This is a genomic window from Shewanella sp. MBTL60-007 (genome assembly GCF_019654915.1).
In the GTDB taxonomy this organism is placed as follows: domain Bacteria; phylum Pseudomonadota; class Gammaproteobacteria; order Enterobacterales; family Shewanellaceae; genus Shewanella.
Map to the genome: position 1 here is coordinate 24,061 of NZ_BPET01000055.1, position 18,568 is coordinate 42,628.

General features: G+C 45.2%; 12 protein-coding genes. 5 read left to right on the plus strand and 7 right to left on the minus strand.

Annotated elements, in window-relative coordinates; genetic code table 11:
* Window positions 1-2: 2 nt before the first annotated feature.
* On the minus strand, window positions 3-1,139 hold the full coding sequence (gene hyaA / locus K5Q92_RS18590; RefSeq protein WP_220770383.1) for a nickel-dependent hydrogenase small subunit: 1,137 nt from the start codon (window positions 1,137-1,139) through the stop codon (window positions 3-5).
* Window positions 1,140-1,581: 442 nt separating this feature from the next.
* Complete coding sequence (gene asnS, locus K5Q92_RS18595; protein ID WP_220770384.1) at window positions 1,582-2,982, minus strand: asparagine--tRNA ligase; 1,401 nt, start codon at window positions 2,980-2,982, stop codon at window positions 1,582-1,584.
* A gap of 151 nt (window positions 2,983-3,133) precedes the next feature.
* Between asnS and K5Q92_RS18600 the strand changes: the two genes are divergently transcribed.
* Window positions 3,134-3,469 (plus strand): hypothetical protein, encoded by a 336-nt coding sequence (locus K5Q92_RS18600; protein ID WP_220770385.1) that lies wholly within the window; start codon window positions 3,134-3,136, stop codon window positions 3,467-3,469.
* A gap of 36 nt (window positions 3,470-3,505) precedes the next feature.
* Here the strand turns inward: K5Q92_RS18600 and K5Q92_RS18605 are convergent, their stop codons facing one another.
* Window positions 3,506-4,096: a CoA pyrophosphatase gene (locus K5Q92_RS18605; RefSeq protein ID WP_220770386.1), complete on the minus strand. Its 591-nt coding sequence runs from the start codon at window positions 4,094-4,096 to the stop codon at window positions 3,506-3,508.
* 58 nt (window positions 4,097-4,154) lie between these two features.
* Window positions 4,155-5,642 carry an aminodeoxychorismate synthase component I gene (gene pabB / locus K5Q92_RS18610; RefSeq protein ID WP_220770387.1) on the minus strand — a complete coding sequence of 496 codons (1,488 nt, stop codon included), beginning with the start codon at window positions 5,640-5,642 and terminating at the stop codon, window positions 4,155-4,157.
* A 178-nt stretch (window positions 5,643-5,820) separates the two neighbouring features.
* Between pabB and K5Q92_RS18615 the strand changes: the two genes are divergently transcribed.
* Both K5Q92_RS18615 and K5Q92_RS18620 read left to right on the plus strand, forming a co-directional pair.
* Window positions 5,821-7,341 (plus strand): fumarate hydratase, encoded by a 1,521-nt coding sequence (locus tag K5Q92_RS18615; protein ID WP_220770388.1) that lies wholly within the window; start codon window positions 5,821-5,823, stop codon window positions 7,339-7,341.
* 199 nt (window positions 7,342-7,540) lie between these two features.
* On the plus strand, window positions 7,541-9,592 hold the full coding sequence (locus tag K5Q92_RS18620) for a S9 family peptidase (RefSeq protein WP_220770389.1): 2,052 nt from the start codon (window positions 7,541-7,543) through the stop codon (window positions 9,590-9,592).
* Window positions 9,593-9,783: 191 nt separating this feature from the next.
* On the opposite strand, the gene K5Q92_RS18625 is transcribed toward K5Q92_RS18620, so the two are convergent.
* Together K5Q92_RS18625 and K5Q92_RS18630 are read right to left on the minus strand one after the other, a co-directional pair.
* Entirely contained in the window at window positions 9,784-10,350 is a 567-nt protein-coding gene (locus K5Q92_RS18625; protein ID WP_220770390.1) for a prepilin-type N-terminal cleavage/methylation domain-containing protein, read from the minus strand.
* Between the two features lie 503 nt (window positions 10,351-10,853).
* Window positions 10,854-12,437: an isocitrate lyase gene (locus K5Q92_RS18630; protein WP_220770391.1), complete on the minus strand. Its 1,584-nt coding sequence runs from the start codon at window positions 12,435-12,437 to the stop codon at window positions 10,854-10,856.
* Window positions 12,438-12,547: 110 nt separating this feature from the next.
* Between K5Q92_RS18630 and K5Q92_RS18635 the strand changes: the two genes are divergently transcribed.
* Together K5Q92_RS18635 and K5Q92_RS18640 are read left to right on the plus strand one after the other, a co-directional pair.
* Window positions 12,548-13,492: a LysR family transcriptional regulator gene (locus K5Q92_RS18635; RefSeq protein ID WP_220770392.1), complete on the plus strand. Its 945-nt coding sequence runs from the start codon at window positions 12,548-12,550 to the stop codon at window positions 13,490-13,492.
* Window positions 13,493-13,749: 257 nt separating this feature from the next.
* On the plus strand, window positions 13,750-15,924 hold the full coding sequence (locus K5Q92_RS18640) for a malate synthase G (RefSeq protein ID WP_220770393.1): 2,175 nt from the start codon (window positions 13,750-13,752) through the stop codon (window positions 15,922-15,924).
* 73 nt (window positions 15,925-15,997) lie between these two features.
* On the opposite strand, the gene adhE is transcribed toward K5Q92_RS18640, so the two are convergent.
* A partial coding sequence (gene adhE, locus K5Q92_RS18645; RefSeq protein WP_220770394.1) for a bifunctional acetaldehyde-CoA/alcohol dehydrogenase occupies window positions 15,998-18,568 on the minus strand: 2,571 nt, incomplete at its 5' end.

Consider the following 18,568-nt stretch of genomic DNA (forward strand, 5'->3'; position numbering starts at 1 on the left):
GATTATTCCTCTTCAGATTTGGCAAAAATACTGGCTACGGCGTGTGCACCAATACCGACAGCGGTTGCGCCTAAAATAACAGCGCCGACAGTGTCGCTTGTTGCATCAAGACCATGTAGTAATTGCCTTCCTAAAGGTTTTTCAAAGTCGGCCATATCATCCCAGAAGTTTGGCTCTGAGCAGCCAATACAGCCATGACCCGCAAGCACAGGCCAACTCGTATGGTGATTAAATCGTTCGGTTGGGCAGTTGTTATAGGTGTAAGGACCCTTACAACCCACTTTATAAAGACAGTAGCCGTCTTTTGCGCCTTGATCGCCAAACTCTTCAACAAATTCGCCAGCGTCAAAGCGGCCACGACGTTCACAGTTATCATGAACGCGAGCACCGTAAGCCCACTTAGGACGGTTGAACATGTCAAGGGCTGGTAACTTACCAAACATGATGAAATACATCAGTGTACCGACAATGTTCTTTTCACTTGGTGGGCAGCCACCTAGGTTAATAACGGGTCTATCAACAACCTCGTAAACACCTTTTGCCTCAGTTGGGTTAGGTGCGGCAGCTTGGATACCACCAAAGGCGGCGCAAGTACCAACAGATATAATCGCAGCGGCGCCCGCTGCGGCTTCTTTAACGATATGAAGTCCCGTGTGGCCTTTACAGCCAACCGTTAAAAATGCGCCATTGTTTGCAGTAGGTACGGCGCCCTCTACAGCAAGGAGGTAGTTACCTTTATAGGCTGAGAGTGCGTGCTCAAGATTTTCTTCTGCTTGCCAGCCTGCTGCGGCCATCAAAGTTTCATGGTACTCAAGAGAGACATGATTAAAGATTAAGGTATCTAGGTTAGGTGTGTCGGTACGGATAAGTGATTCACTACAGCCTGTGCATTCGGCCATGTGTAGCCAAACTAAAGGAACTCTATCTGCAAGCTCTGCAGCTTCTGCGACCAAGGTACTAAAAGGGAGCGGTAAGGCTAGCATGGCTGTAACCGCTGCGCTCCATTTCATAAAGTCACGACGAGTAATGCCATTTTGTTCCATTTTTTGCTGTAGCGTTTCACCTGTACGCGGTTGTAGCTTGCGAAGTTGTTCCATTCGCGCCACACCTTGCTGGTAAAGGGCTTCATGTGTTTCCATGGTTAAACCTTTTTTTTGTTTATAAGGAGTGTGTTCAACGAAAACAGTCTAGGCCTCACAAAGCTGTGTATTATTGATATGCGTCAAGCTTTTGAGTTCTTTGAAAGATACTACACAGACCAGTTGTAACTCAGTTGAGCTAGATCATGAAATAGGTTTTAAGCGGGACAAAATGACCCTGAAACGCCAAGAAGGTGATCTCTATCACATTAAATTGATTAGCTTATTTAACAGTAGCTTAACTATGAGTTGCTTATAAATAATTAATTTAAATGGATTTTCTTAAAAACTGTTAAGTTTTAGGTTGCTTGCATGTTAACAGTGGGTCTGTTTCAGATTGAGGGGGGGGAGGAGTTAGAAGTGTATTCTTGTTTATCAACGAGCAATAAAAAAGCCTCTGGCATGACTGCCAAAGGCTTTAAATAGGTGTTCAGATAACCGCTTAGAAGTTAGCTGAGTTAGGTGAACGTGGGAACGGGATCACGTCACGAATGTTTGCAACGCCAGTTACATAAGAAACTAAACGCTCAAAACCAAGACCAAAACCTGCGTGCGGTACCGTGCCATAGCGACGTAGGTCGCGGTACCACCAGTAGTCTTCTTGACTTAGGTTCATCTCTGCAAGACGTGCATCAAGAACGTCTAGACGCTCTTCACGTTGAGCACCACCGATGATCTCGCCGATGCCTGGAGCTAGAACGTCCATAGCTGCTACAGTTTTTCCATCATCATTTAAGCGCATGTAGAATGCCTTAATATCTTTTGGATAGTTCTTCACAACTACAGGTGCTTTGAAGTGCTCTTCGGCAAGGTAGCGCTCATGCTCAGAATGTAAATCGATACCCCATTCAACATCAAACTCAAAGTCTTTATCACAGGCTTTAAGAATTTCAATCGCATCGGTGTAATCGATCTGAGCAAAATCACTGTTGACAAAGTTTTCTAAACGCTCAATCGCTGTTTTCTCAACACGCTGTGCGAAGAACTCTAAGTCATCGCGACGCTCTTCTAGTACCGCTTTAAAACAGTACTTCAGCATGTCTTCTGCAAGTTTTGCAGCATCGTTTAGATCGGCATAAGCCACTTCAGGCTCAACCATCCAGAACTCGGCTAAGTGACGGCTGGTGTTTGAGTTCTCGGCGCGGAAGGTAGGACCAAAGGTATAAACTTTCGAAAGTGCACATGCATACGTTTCGGCGTTTAGCTGACCCGATACGGTTAGGAAAGACTCTTTACCAAAGAAGTCTTCGCCGTAATCGACAGTACCTTTATCTGTACGTGGTAGGTTCTCAAGATCGAGTGTCGATACACGGAACATCTCACCGGCACCTTCAGTGTCTGAAGCTGTGATAAGCGGTGTTGAAACCCAGATATAACCTTGTTCGTTATAGAAACGGTGAATAGCTTGAGACAAGCAGTTACGTACTCGTGCTACCGCGCCAATAATGTTGGTGCGTGGACGAAGGTGAGCAAGTTCGCGAAGGTGCTCGATAGAGTGACGTTTAGCCGCCATAGGGTAGGTGTCTGGATCTTCAACCCAACCAGCAACCTCAATGTTGGTCACTTGCATTTCAAACGCTTGACCTTGGCCAGGAGACTCAACAACTTCACCTGTCATCACAACAGAGCAACCAGCAGTAAGCTTTAACACTTCGTTGGTGTAATTTTCTAGATTATTTGGTACAACACCCTGAATAGGGTCGAAACATGAACCGTCATAAACAGCTAGAAATGAGATCCCAGCTTTAGAATCGCGGCGGGATCTTACCCAACCACGTACTGTGATTTGCGAACCGATCGCAAAGTCACCTTTAAACACAGAAGCGACAGATGTAATGCTCATTGTTGCTTAGTTCTCCAACGAAACGTTTTTGTAAATAATTTGGAGGTTTATATTACCTGTATAATCGCTTTTCTCAAGTGGAAAGTAGGGTATCTGAGTACCTAAATTGTTATTCTGACGACAATCATGACAAAAACTACGGATGGCAAGCATGAATAGAACAAAATTTTTCCAATTCTTATTGTCAACGCTATCGATTATCGGCTGGTCGCTGGCTATTTATGCGTTGTTGATTTTTGATAAAGCACGCCCCGATACGGCCATTGGCTATTACCAGAGTAAAGGCGCTGCGGTGAGGCTAGAATGGGATCCTACACAGACAGTTTTGCTGGAGCACATTATATGGGTATGTGCTGGCTTGAGTTTTATCAACTTAGGTTTCAACTTCTATGTTGCCCAACATAGCCGTCTAGGCTGGTGGGTGAATATTCCTTTGTTGTTTACCTGTTCTTTAGCGGCAGGGCTATATATTCGTTTTGTCGTATAACGGTATATCGGAGATTTAAGTTGAACGGGTTACACCTTATAGGCGTGATTCATTGGGATGAAGACTAAGATGTCTACAAAGCAGATCGATCATAGCCGCTGTAGCCCCCCAAATAAAGTAACCTTGATAAGGGATGAAGTGCACAGGGTATTGCCGCCCTTTACGTTTAAAGTGCTGGGTATGTCGATTATAACGCTTAAGTAAAAATGAAAGGGGGACGGTGAAGTACTCATCGACTTCACCGGGATCTAAAATTGGATCGAAGGGTTGTTTGACTATGCCTACAAAAGGGGTGATCTCAAAACCTGTAAAGGTCTTATGGGCTGGGAGGGCACCGATAACCTCGACATTAGATCTAAGCAGGCCGATTTCCTCTTCGGCTTCTCTTAACGCTGTAAATTGATGGCTTGGATCTGACCGCTCAACTTTTCCGCCTGGGAAGCTAATTTGCCCCGGGTGAGCTCGCAGGTGAATTGGCCTACGGGTCAATATAAGTTCAAGTTCTTGTCCCCTTTCATAAAGCGCAATTAGCACCGCAGCTTGACGAAGTTCCTCTCCAAGGTGAATAAGATCCAAATCTGGCAAAGTATTGAGATTATATCTGAGTCTAAACTCTGCCAGCTTCATTATCGATCCTTATTCATGTTAGGGGACAAGTCATAGATTGATATTTGCAAGGTGTAGATTAGCCAAGTTGAGACAGTACGGGCAAAATACGACTGACTTTATCGAAACTCTCTTGATATTCTGCGTCTACTTTAGAGTCGGCGACTATGCCACCACCGGCCCAGCAATAAATTTTACCTTCACTTGGTAGGCCATTATCAGATTTACTGCTATCTCTTTGAGCCACTAAGGTACGAATAGTAATGCTAGTATCCATCTTACCGTCTTGGCTAATGTAGCCAATAGACCCACAATAGATACTTCTCCTAGAGGGTTCAAGTTCTTCTATGATCTCCATGGCCCGAATTTTCGGTGCGCCAGTTATCGAACCTCCAGGAAAACAGGCTCTTAATAGATCTGTTGGGAAAAGACCAGTGTTAAGCGTTGCGGTTACAGTGCTAACAAGGTGATGAACGGCGGGAAAGCTCTCAACATCAAATAGCTTAGGTACGCTGACGCTTCCTGGAGCAGCCACTTTGCCAATATCGTTACGCAATAGATCGACTATCATCAAGTTCTCAGCGCGATCTTTTTCAGAACTTTTCAGCTGCATAGCGAGTTCAGCGTCACGGTCTGCATCTTTATCTCTTGGCAGGGTGCCTTTAATGGGTTTGGTTTCAATTTTGCCATCTTGATGCTGAATAAAACGTTCAGGCGATATTGATAATAACGCATGCTCTTTTAAACGAACAAATGCCGAAAAAGGGGCACCATTTGTTTGACGCAGTGTCTTGTAGGCGTGCCATTCATCGCCGCTATAGTCAGCACTAAATCTTTGGGTTAAGTTAATTTGGTAGCAATCGCCACTGTGCAGATACGCCTGAACCTTGTTAAATCTTTCTTTATAGTCTTGCTCAGACAGCTGATTATGCCATTGGCTCGTGAGTTTAAAGTCCGTTGAGGCTTGCTCAAGATCGCTGGCGGCATTAAAGATAACCGTGTTAAGCCTTTTTTCAACCGCCTCTAACGCCTCTTGCGACTGATAATGGACTAACTGCCAGTTTCTAAGTTGATAATCATACACCAGCGCCCAGTCGTAAACGCCTAGGTTCATCTCAGCTAGGGATATATCTTTGTGAGCTAGAGTGGGTAGCATTTCGATCCCGCGTGCCAAATCATAATTAAAGCTGCCCATCACACCGCCAGAGAAGACTTGTTCACTGGATTTAGCCTTGGGGTAATACTCGTTGATGAGTTGTTTAACCACATCAAAAGGGTCCCCGTGATGTGAGGTCGTCAAGGAGAGGGCCATATTGGTTTTTCCGCACAAACTAAATAGCGGTGTTCTATCTTTAGTTCGGGTGACAACTGTTGATTGATCTTGGGTGACAATGGTGGCTACGGGCTCGGCGCAAATCACATCAAATTTTGCGTCAACGTGATCTGCATCGGCCGAGTCGAGTAAAATTGACCAAGGAAGGGCCGAAAAAAAATCGAAAACTTCAGTTGTGCTTAAATTCCAATCGAGACGCTTTGTAAAAACTGCATTTTGCGTCAATTTGTTCATCTATTAACCCTATCTAAAATGTGATGTTTAACTAAAACTCGCGAAAGAGTATCATAATGCTTACACAAGTAATAAAAACAAAACACGTGAGCTTTAATGGCGACTGAAGTTATTCACACAAGCAAGTGCGAATGTGGTTTCAGCCGATTAATAAGTGTCTGCTAAAAAGGAAGTGTCTGTGAGCAAAGAAGTCCCTGTAATCAAGCAAGCCGATCTCATTGAAAGCGTTGCTGATGCCCTACAATATATCTCTTATTATCACCCAAAAGACTTTGTAGATTCTATGGCTGAGGCCTATGAGCGTGAACAAAGCGCAGCCGCTAAGGATGCGATTGCACAAATTCTTATCAATTCTCGTATGTCGGCCGAAGGTAAACGTCCGTTATGCCAAGACACGGGTATTGTAACCTGTTTCGTTAAAATCGGCATGGGCGTTCAGTGGGATAAAACCGATATGACCGTACAGGAAATGGTTGATGAGGGCGTTCGTCGCGCTTATACCAATCCTGATAACCCACTGCGTGCATCCATAGTTGCCGATCCTGCTGGTGGCCGTAAGAACACCAAAGACAATACTCCATCAGTTGTGCATGTTGAGATGGTGCCGGGTAACCATGTTGATGTGGCTATTGCTGCAAAGGGCGGTGGGTCTGAAAACAAGTCTAAGATGGTGATGTTAAACCCATCTGATGACATTGCTGCGTGGGTAGAGAAGACACTACCAACAATGGGGGCGGGTTGGTGCCCACCAGGTATGCTGGGTATAGGTATTGGCGGGACTGCAGAGAAAGCGGCTGTAATGGCCAAAGAGTCTTTGATGGATCCCGTCGATATCCATGAATTGCAAGCGCGCGGAGCACAAACAACAGACGAAAAACTCCGCCTAGATATTTTCGAACGTGCAAACAAACTGGGTATTGGTGCTCAAGGCCTAGGTGGTGTAACAACGGTACTGGATATTAAGATTAAGTCAGCTCCGACCCACGCAGCATCTAAGCCTGTTGTAATGATCCCAAATTGTGCCGCTACTCGCCATGTTCATTTCCACTTAGATGGTACAGGCCCTGCGGAGCTTACCCCTCCTTCACTGGAAGATTGGCCAGAAATTACTTGGGAAGTGGGTGAGAGCGTTCGTCGCGTCGATCTTAATACTGTGACTCAAGAAGAGATGCAGCAGTGGAAGAGCGGCGATACCCTGTTACTTAACGGTAAGATGCTAACGGGTCGTGATGCCGCGCATAAGCGCATTCAAAGCTTAATAGAAAGTGGTGAAGGGCTACCTGAAGGGGTCGACTTTAAGGGTAAGTTTATCTACTACGTTGGTCCTGTCGATCCTGTCGGTGATGAAGTAGTTGGCCCTGCGGGTCCAACGACTGCTACACGCATGGATAAATTTACTGACCTGATGCTCGATAAGACGGGATTGATGGGAATGATTGGTAAGGCTGAACGCGGTCCTGCAACAGTGGAGTCTATCAAGAAACATAAATCTTGCTACTTGATGGCTGTTGGTGGTGCAGCTTATCTAGTTTCTAAAGCGATTAAGCACTCGCGTGTGGTTGCTTTTGAAGATCTAGGTATGGAAGCCATCTATGAGTTCGACGTAAAGGATATGCCGGTTACTGTTGCAGTGGATGCTGAAGGCGTCAACGCTCACGAAACGGGCCCTGCTATCTGGAAAGTTAAACTAGAAGGCTAATACCTGGAAGTTGGTTTGTGAATTTTGAGGGGCTAATTTGTTTACCATTAGCCTTAAGAATGGCTTAGGCGTATTGCTTAAGCCATTTATATTGGCTAATGTGCTGAACAACCCTTAAATGTACAAGCTGCGTAACTGACTAGTAACAATCACAAGTTGATCACTAAAAGCTTTTAACTATAAGAATAAGACTATAACGATGAAAAAAACTGCAATCATAATGGCGCTTGCATCAGCGGGTGCCGCCTTTAGCGCTCAAGCCGCGTCACAGTCACCTTTCACTGTACAAGACCTCGTTAAAATGAATAAGCTTCATTCGGCAGCTCTGTCTAATGATGGCACTAAAATCGTTTATGCAGTGAAAAATATTGATACAGAAGGCGAGGCGAGTAGCGACCTTTATATTCAAGATCTGTCATCAAGCACATCACAAGCAAAACAGATCACAAGTGCAGCGGGTACTGAGCATAGTGTGGCTTTTTCCCCGAATGATAAGAGTATTTATTTTTTAGCCGCACGTAACGGTTCAAGCCAAGTATATAAACTTGCACTCGATGGCGGCGAAGCGATTCAAGTCACCGATTTTCCGCTGGATGTAGAGGGTTTTAAGCTATCTCAGGACGGCAAACAAGTCGTAGTGAATATGCGCGTCTTTCCAGAGTGTAAAGATTTGGCCTGCTCGAAAGATAAGTTTGCGGCTGAAGCCAATCGCGATACCACAGGACGCGAATACAAACAATTGATGGTTCGTCACTGGGATACCTGGAGCGACCACTCAAGAAGTCACCTGTTTGTGGCCCAATTAAACGGTGAAAAAGTCACATCAGCTGTCGATGTCACTGCGGGGCTGGATACTGAAACACCGCCTAAACCCTTCTCAGGTATGGAAGAAGTGACCTTTACGCCAGATGGCAAGCACCTTGTTTACACCGCCAAAGCACCAGGAAAAGATCAGGCTTGGATCACCAACTACGACTTGTGGCAGGTGAGCGTTGCTGGTGGCGAGGCAAAGAACTTAACTGAATCAAATAAGGCTTGGGATGCACACCCGACCTATTCAGCTGATGGTCGCTACTTAGCTTATTTTGCGATGACAAAGCCTGGTTTTGAAGCTGATCGTTACCGCATCATGTTACGTGATACCGTAACAGGGCAAGAAAAAGAGGTTGCGCCGTTATGGGATCGCAGCCCAAGCTCTTTAGCCTTTGGTAAAGACAACAAAACCCTGTACGTTACTGCACAAGACGTTGGCCAAGTATCAATCTTCGAAGTTAATACCCAGTTTGGTGACGTTAAGACTATTTATAACGAAGGTAGTAACAGCATAGTTGGCGTTAATAGCGATAAGATTATCTTCAGCAACAAGAGTCTAGTTGAGCCAGGCGATCTTTATAGCGTTAATTTAGATGGTCAAAATCTAAGCCGTTTAACTGAGGTGAACAAAGAGAAACTCGCTAAAGTGAAGTTTGGTGAGTACCAGCAATTTAGCTTTAAGGGCTGGAACAATGAAGAGGTTTATGGTTACTGGATTAAACCTGCTAACTATAAAGCCGGTGAGAAGTACCCAATCGCCTTTTTAGTTCATGGTGGTCCGCAAGGCTCATTTGGTAACTCGTTCAGCAGCCGATGGAACCCACAATTATGGGCCGGGGCGGGTTATGGCGTAGTGATGATCGACTTCCATGGTTCTACCGGTTATGGCCAAGCTTTCACCGATTCTATTACCCAAGACTGGGGCGGTAAGCCACTTGAAGATCTGCAAAAGGGTCTAGCTGCTGTGACTAAGCAGCAAAAGTGGTTAGATGGTGACAATGCATGTGCGCTAGGCGGTTCATATGGCGGCTACATGATGAACTGGATCCAAGGTAACTGGAATGACGGCTTTAAGTGTCTAGTTAATCATGCAGGTTTGTTTGATATGCGCTCAATGTACTACGTCACTGAAGAGCTTTGGTTCCCAGAGTTTGAGTTTGGTGGTACTTACGAGAAAAACAAAGAGCTGTATGAAAAGTTTAATCCAGTAAACTACGTAGAAAACTGGCAGACACCAATGCTTGTGATCCACGGAGAGAAAGACTTCCGCGTGCCTTATGGCCAAGGCTTAGCGGCCTTTACCTATATGCAACGCAACGGTATTCCATCAGAATTACTCATCTATCCTGATGAAAACCACTGGATCTTGACGCCTGAAAACCTAGAACAGTGGTACGCCAATGTACTAGGCTGGATGGATCGTTGGACCGAGAAGTAATCTAGCCACTTAATCGTTAGCCATTAAAAAGCCAGAATAAGATTCTGGCTTTTTTGTTCCATACCTTGTCCCTTCCTGAGGTTGTCATTTCCTGAGACTGCCCCGTCCTGAGATAAATCGATGTTTTAGAGCTTATTCTCTGAGCTTAGGGCCTATCACTAAACGTACACAAGTCAATGCACATTAGGCATTTAGCAGTCTTTAGTATAAGTGCGAACGCTATAGGCTCGTACGGATGTTGGGGCGCTGTATTCAACATGACACTGAAACTCTCCGTCTCTTATTGCACTGAGCTTGCTTTGCCATTTTATTGGGACTATTGCGACCGAAGCTAAATTGGTGGGTACTACAGTAAACAGAAAGCTAGACACTGGTAAGCCGAATGCTACACGGTAATTGTCACCAATAACGCTGCCGGAAGAGAGTGGAGATAGCGGATAGCCTAAACTCACGTAAACACGGGTACCTGATACATCGATGAAGTATTGGCCGACTAGGACGTCCCAGTTCGGATGGTCGGCGCACTGGAAGGTACAACCTACGAGGCGTTCAATATTATCAATCACGCTTTTGCTGTGGATTAACTGGTTTTGTTTACTGATTTGAGCCGCTAATCCCTTTATCTGGGCAATATTAGCATCACGACTAAAGCTGAGGTATTTACTCGTTGCGATCACTGCGATGATTGACAATATGATAATGACTGCTGTCAATTCTAAGAGGGTAAATCCACGGTTGCGATAGCGATTTAATAACATAGTGAGCGGCCTAATTTTACAAAAGCACGCAGATTATCGAGCATTTAGGTCTATAACAACTGCGCGCAGATACAGCTTGATACATTTTCAGGTAATTGAGAGTTGGTTCACGTAAATCTAAACGCCATCTGTGATCGAGGTGGTTTATGATGGCTTGTTTCTAGCAGGAATTATGAGCTTAGCTGTTTTGTAAAGTGTATCCATTAATTTATCAACAGGTCGTTTATTAACAGGCGCATAGAAATGACTAACAGCAGGGTAGAACTGTCATGGCTTATTGCTATGATTAAATTTGAAGTCTTTAAGTCATTTGAAGGTAAATGTTTTACCATAAATCTAATAACCGCCAGTTTAAGGCGAATTGAAGCTATTAAAAAATTTAAAGGGAGTTGGCTATTATGGTTCCCGTAAAAATGAAAAGGCCTACACAGGGTAGGCCTTAAGGGATTAGCTCATTATCGACAGGTTAGTCCACTTCAAAAACTCACCGCGATAATGACGGCTTAGCTAAATTGGTTCATGGTGTTGTCTTTACCTGAAGCCTTAAGAGCTTGGTCTCCAGAAAAGTATTCTTTGTGATCATCACCCATATCAGAACCAGCCATGTTTTGGTGCTTAACACATGCAATACCCTGACGGATCTCTTTACGCTGCACGTTAGCAACATAGCCTAACATGCCTTGTTCACCGAAGTATTCTTTAGCTAGGTTATCGGTTGATAGCGCTGCGGTATGGTATGTAGGTAGCGTGATAAGGTGATGGAAAATACCCGCTTCACGTGCCGCATCGGCTTGGAAGGTACGGATCTTCTCATCAGCTTGTACCGCGAGCTCAGTATTGTCGTAATCAATGCTCATAAGCTTATCACGGTCATAAGCAGATACGTCTTGACCAGACTCTTGCATTGCATCGAATACCTGCTGACGGAAGTTAAGTGTCCAGTTAAACGAAGGTGAGTTGTTATAGACCAGCTTCGCATTTGGAATTGTTTCGCGGATCTTATTCACCATGCCACCAATCTGCGCAACGTGAGGCTTCTCGGTTTCAATCCAAAGTAAATCGGCACCATTTTGCAACGAAGTAATACAATCAAGTACACAGCGCTCTTCCCCGGTTCCTGCTCGGAATTTAAATAGGCCATTTGGAAGACGAGCAGGCTTTACAAGTTGACCGTTTTGCTGGAATACCACGTCACCATTTTCAAGGTTAGCGGCGTCAACGGCTTCAACTTCAAGGAAAGAGTTATACTTGTCACCTAGATCACCAGCCTCGCTTGTCACAGCAATCTTTTGCGTAAGACCTGCACCTAATGAGTCAGTACGGGCAACGATAACACCATCATCGATCCCAAGTTCAAGGAATGCATAACGCACGGCATTGATCTTGGCTAGGAACTCAACGTGAGGCACAGTAACTTTACCGTCTTGGTGACCACACTGTTTAACATCAGATACTTGGTTTTCTAATTGAATACAGCAAGCACCGGCTTCAATCATCTGTTTAGCCATCAAGTAGGTTGCTTCTTCATTACCGAAACCAGCATCGATGTCGGCAATAATCGGTACCACGTGGGTTTCAAAGTTATCAATCTGAGCTTGAATTGCTGGTTTGTCACCTTCGCTCGCAGCATCGAGCTGGCGGAATAAGCCACCTAGTTCACGAGCATCGGCTTGGCGTAGGAAGGTATATAGTTCTTTAATCAGCGAAGCAACAGAGGTCTTTTCGTGCATTGACTGATCCGGTAGTGGACCAAACTCGCTTCGAAGTGCCGCAACCATCCAACCAGAAAGGTATAGGTAACGACGTTTAGTCGTCAGTAGATGTTTCTTAATAGAGATCATCTTTTGTTGGCCGATAAATCCGTGCCAACAGCCTAGTGACTGTGTGTACTGCGACGAATCTTTGTCGTAGTTATCCATATCTTCACGCATGATCTTAGCCGTGTACTTAGCAATATCTAACCCTGTTTTAAAACGGTTCTGTAGACGCATGCGTGCAACAGATTCTGGATTGATTGCGTTCCATGCACTACCTTCAGCATTAATCAAGGTAGCAGCCTCATCGATGTTAGCTCTGTAATTTGTCATGTGTCTATTCCTTTAACGATATGATTAGCGGCGATTGATTACGTTGAAAATATTAGTAAGATTTGTTTAAATAAGTCTAATTTATAGTTTCTATATCCGGTATTAATCTTATGAATATATCTCGTATCGATTTGAATTTATTGGTTTATCTTGATGTGCTGCTACGTGAAAAAAATGTTACAAAGGCGGCGGACCAGCTAGGGATCAGTCAACCAGCTATGAGTAACGGTTTAAAGAGGCTGAGGACATTATTTGACGATCCATTGCTGATAAGAACCAGCCAGGGCATGACACCAACTGAGCGAGCCCAAGAGCTTCAGCCAACCATTAGCGAGCTGATAATTGGCTTAGAGAAAGCAGTGCAGCCAAGGGCAAAGTTTAACGCCGAAGATAGTGAGCAAGTGTTTAGGGTAATGGCCAGTGATTACGCTGAGGCAACCTTGATCCCACCTTTAATAGCAAGACTTCGTACAGAAGCTCCCAACGTCATCCTCGATATCATGACCCCAAGTGACGTCAGCTTTCGCGATGTGGAGCAGGGGCGTGTGGATATGGTGATAAATCGCTTTGACAGTATTCCTCAATCATTCCACCAAAAAGTGCTTTGGAATGATAACTTTAGCTGCTTAATCAGCAAGACCAACCCGGTACTGGATAAGTTTTGTTTAGACAGTTACTTAAAGGCTAACCACGTTTGGGTTAGTAAGACGGGAATGGGAGTTGGAGTCGGTATGGATCCGGATGATGTGCAGAGGTTAGGCTGGGTAGATGAAGCCTTAACCCGAATTGGGGTACAGAGACGGATCACTGTTTTTACTCGTCATTATCAAGCAGCCTGTTTATTGGCAGAGCAACAAGATTTGATCGCTACCATACCAAGTAAAATGGCAAGGCAGCACGAAAATAACGACCGTGTCTGCATCGTACCACCACCGTTTGTGATCCCGCCTATTGCGCTTACCATGGCGTGGAGCCCACTATTGCAGCATAACCCTGCACATAAGTGGATGCGACAAGTCATCACTCAAACAGCGGATAACTTTGGTCGTAACTAGTTCTGGGCGATTGACGAGTTCCGTGCTTCTATTTCAATTGTGATGATTATTTACGCAAAAATAGAGTTGAGAAATTAGTTTGGTGAATAGTGGTAATAAGGGGTATAAATTTTATAAATAAGTGGCTCTTGGTATAGGCTAGTCAATATAGATAGGTGTCATTGCTGAAAATGGATAATTGATGGCTAACGCTAGCAGTTAATCGAGTCGTTACACCAGTGGCTAAAACAGATGGAAAACACGAATAAGGGCATATTATGACTTCACGGATCAGAGTCGGTGGTTTACAAATCGAAAAATCACTTTGGGAGCTGGTAGACAGTGAGATCAGTCCGGGTACCGGCATAAGCTCACAGATCTTCTGGACCAAGTTTGAAGAGATAGTCAATGAACTCAGTCCGCTCAATCGCAAACTTCTACAAAAGCGAGAGCAACTGCAGCGACAGATAGACGAATGGCATAAAGGCAACATAAAACAAACCTTTGTGCCGAGTGAATATAAACAGTTCTTAATCGATATCGGATATTTAGTCAAAGAGGGTGAGCCTTTTACGATTTCAACTGAGAATGTTGATAGTGAAATTGCGACCCAAGCAGGGCCTCAATTAGTGGTACCTGTTAAAAATGCCCGTTTCGCCTTAAATGCGGCGAATGCCCGTTGGGGAAGTCTATATGACGCTCTTTATGGTACCGATGCAATACCGCAAAGCGAAGGCGCCGAGTTATCTAAAGAATATAATCCCATTCGCGGTGCTAAGGTCATCACTTTTGCTAAAAACTTCCTAGATACAGCAGCGCCGTTAGTATCAGGCCCACACAGTCAAGTGACTCAATACTATGTAGAAGCTGGAACCTTATACGCAAAGTTAGCCAATGGCGACAAGACGACATTGGCCGAGCCCAGCAAGTTTGTGGGATTTAATGGTGAAGCACAAAACCCAGCGGCGGTATTGCTAGTTAATAATGGTTTACATATAGAGATCCAAATCGATAGTAGCAGTCCTGTTGGCCAGACGGATTTGGCGGGAGTAAAAGACTTACTCCTTGAATCCGCAGTCACAACCATTATGGATTGTGAAGACTCAGTTGCGGCCGTAGATGCCGAAGACAAAGTCGAGGTTTACCGTAACTGGCTTGGGTTAATGCAGGGCAAACTGACGGCAACACTGAATAAAAACGGCAAAGCTATGGTGCGTGAGCTAAACGATGACAGGGTGTACACAGGAGCCTCGGGTCGAGATGTCACGCTACCGGGGCGTAGCCTACTGTTTGTGCGTAATGTCGGTCACCTGATGACCAATGATGCGGTACTGGATAAATATGGTGATGAAGTACCTGAGGGGATCCTCGATGGTATGGTGACCGTATTTGCGGCACTGCATGATCTTCAAGGCAATAATAACAACCGTAGTAACAGCCGAAAAGGTTCCGTCAATATTGTTAAGCCTAAGATGCATGGTCCAGAAGAGGTTCAGTTCACCTGTGAGTTGTTCACACGAATAGAAGATGCGTTAAAACTCTCGCGAAATACCATTAAAGTGGGGATTATGGATGAAGAGCGTCGCACCACTGTTAATCTAAAAGAATGTATTCGAGCGGCTCAGGAGCGAGTCGTATTTATTAATACTGGTTTCTTAGACCGAACTGGCGATGAAATCCATACCTCCATGCTTGCTGGCCCGTTTGTGCCTAAGTCGGTGATGAAACAGCAAGCGTGGATCAAAGCCTATGAAGATTGGAATGTAGATATCGGTCTTGAGTGTGGTTTACAAGGGCGCGCCCAGATAGGTAAAGGTATGTGGCCTATGCCAGATGAGATGGCGGCGATGTTAGAACAAAAGGCTGGTCACCCACAAGCTGGAGCGAATACCGCTTGGGTTCCATCACCTAATGGCGCCGTTTTGCATGCGACTCACTATCATCATATCGATGTTGCCCAAGTGCAAAATCAACTGAAACAGCGTAAGCGTGCTAGCTTAGATGATCTGCTTACCATTCCGCTGATGCGAGATAATGAAACCCTCACGCCAGAGCAAAAGAGCTTTGAGCTAGATAATAACGCTCAAGGCATTTTAGGATACGTGGTTCGCTGGATTGACCAAGGCGTTGGCTGCTCAAAAGTGCCTGATATTAATAATGTTGGTTTAATGGAAGATAGGGCAACACTACGGATCTCATCACAATACCTCGCGAACTGGTTACACCATGGTGTGTGTACAAAAGAGGAGGTGATGGCCTCACTGAAGAAGATGGCGCGGGTCGTTGATAAACAAAATGAAGCCGATAGCGCTTATATTAAGATGGCACCAAGTTTTGACGGTGTCGCGTTTACAGCCGCTTGCGATCTGATCTTTAAAGGAGAGGAGCAGCCATCGGGCTATACCGAGCCGTTATTGCATGCTTATCGTAAACAAGCGAAGTTGCAAGCGTAATCCTCCTAAGTAAAGAGATAATAAAAAGCCCTAACCATAGGATGGTTAGGGCTTTTTTAATCAACTAATGTGGTTATTGATCACTGTAGTCATTGCCGTAGTAACTGGCTAGCAAGATCTGCTTTAGCTCAGCGATTAATGGGTATCTAGGATTAGCACCTGTGCATTGATCGTCAAATGCGTCTTCGGCTAGCTCATCTAGTTTGGCGAGGAAGTCGGCTTCGTTGACGCCGGCTGCTTGGATCGAGCATGGAATGCCAATCGTCTCCTTGAGCTCATCAATTTTTTTAAGCAGTGCCTCGACTTTTTCCGCATCGTTTTTGCCTTCGCCTGTTGCGCCTTCAAGTTTTAAATATTCAGCAATCTTTGCATATCGACAAAGTGCTTTCGGTCTATCGTACTGGCTAAATGCAGCCTGTTTAGTTGGCATATCCGTTGCGTTAAAGCGGATCACATTACTGATAAGTAACGCGTTCGCTAGTCCATGAGCTAAATGGAACTCTGCACCGAGCTTGTGCGCCATTGAGTGACAAATACCTAGGAAGGCATTGGCAAATGCGATCCCTGCAATGGTGGCTCCATTATGAACTTTTTCGCGTGCTATTGGCGCATTGGCGCCGTGAACATAAGCATCGGGAAGGTGCTTAAACAGTAAGTCTAGTGCTTGTAGCGCCTGACCATCACTATATTCGTTAGCCATCACACTCACATAAGCTTCTAAGGCATGAGTTACCGCATCTATGCCTCCGAAGGCTGTGAGTGATTTTGGCATGTCCATCACTAAATTAGGGTCAACGATGGCCATATTAGGCGTTAACTCATAATCGGCAATGGGGTATTTCATGCCTGTTTGCTCATCTGTTACGACCGCAAACGGCGTGACCTCGGAACCTGTACCCGAGGTGGTTGGGATCGCAACCATCTTTGCTTTCTTGCCAAGTTTTGGGAACTTGTAGATACGTTTTCTAATATCCATAAAGCGAAGCGCTAGGTCGGCAAAGTCGACATCGGGGTGCTCATACATAACCCAGATGATTTTGGCGGCATCCATTGGCGAGCCACCGCCTAATGCGATTATCACATCTGGTTGAAAACTTTGGGCGACCCGCGCACCTTGTTTAACAATCTGCATAGTAGGATCGGCTTCAACCTCATAGAAGACTTCAGTTTCTAACCCTTGGCTCTTTAAGATCTTAATGGTTTCATCGCAGTATCCGTTATTGAATAGATACTTGTCGGTAACGATAAGTGCACGCTTTTTGTCGCTTAGTTCTTCTAGCGCTATGGGTAAACTACCACGGCGGAAGTATATTGAAGACGGAAGTTTATGCCACAACATGTTCTCAGCCCTCTTTGCGACCATTTTCTTGTTGATTAAGTGACTCGGTCCTACGTTTTCTGAAATGGAGTTGCCGCCCCAAGAACCGCAACCTAAGGTCAAAGATGGAGCAAGTTTAAAGTTATAGAGATCGCCTATGCCACCTTGGGATGCGGGAGTGTTGATAAGAATACGAGCGGTTTTCATTCTAAACCCGAAAGCCTTTACTCGCTCTGTTTGAGTATCTTGGTTGGTATATAATCCCGATGTATGGCCAATGCCGCCTAGTGCAACTAGGGCTTCAGCCTTATCTACCGCATCTTCAAAGTCACTAGCGCGATACATAGCCAGTAGCGGTGAGAGCTTTTCATGAGCGAAAGCTTCCGCTTCATCGATATCAGTCACTTCTCCAATTAGTACTTTTGTAGTGGGGTGAACATCAATTCCTGCCATCTTGGCGATATTGGCGGCGCTTTGACCAACTATATCGGCATTGAGTCCACCATTTTTTAGAATAACGCTCTGCATCGCAGTAGTTTCGTCTTGGTTAAGTACGTAACCACCGTGAGTGATGAATCGCTCTTTAACCGTATCGTAAACCTCATCAACAATAACAACTGCTTGTTCCGACGCGCAAACCACGCCGTTGTCGAAGGTTTTAGACATCAATACCGAACTCACCGCGCGTTTAATATCGGCCGTTTCATCGATAACGATCGGGGTATTGCCTGCCCCAACTCCAATTGCAGGTTTTCCTGAAGAGTAGGCGGCTTTGACCATTCCCGGTCCACCCGTTGCAAGAATAAGATTGATATCTTTGTGGGTCATTAGTTGGTTTGACAATGCAACCGATGGTTCATCGATCCAGCCAATAATGTCTTTCGGCGCTCCTGCGGCGACGGCGGCCTCTAAAACCAGACGTGCAGCGGTTGTGGTAGAGGTTTTGGCCCGCGGGTGAGGCGAAAAGATGATGCCGTTACGGGTCTTAAGGCTGATAAGAGCTTTGAAAATAGCGGTGGAGGTTGGGTTGGTTGTAGGCACAATACCGCAGATGATCCCTACGGGCTCTGCAATGGTGATGGTACCAAAGGTGGTATCTTCTGAGAGGATCCCGCAGGTCTTCTCATCTTTATATTTGTTGTAAATATATTCAGAGGCAAAGTGATTTTTAATCACCTTATCTTCAATCACGCCCATCTGCGTTTCGGCTGCTGCCATCTTGGCTAGCGAGATCCGCGCGTCGGCAGCGGCAAGGGCTGCTGCTCTGAAAATCTTATCGACCTGTTCCTGAGAGTAGTTCGCAAACGTCTGCTGCGCCGTGCGTAC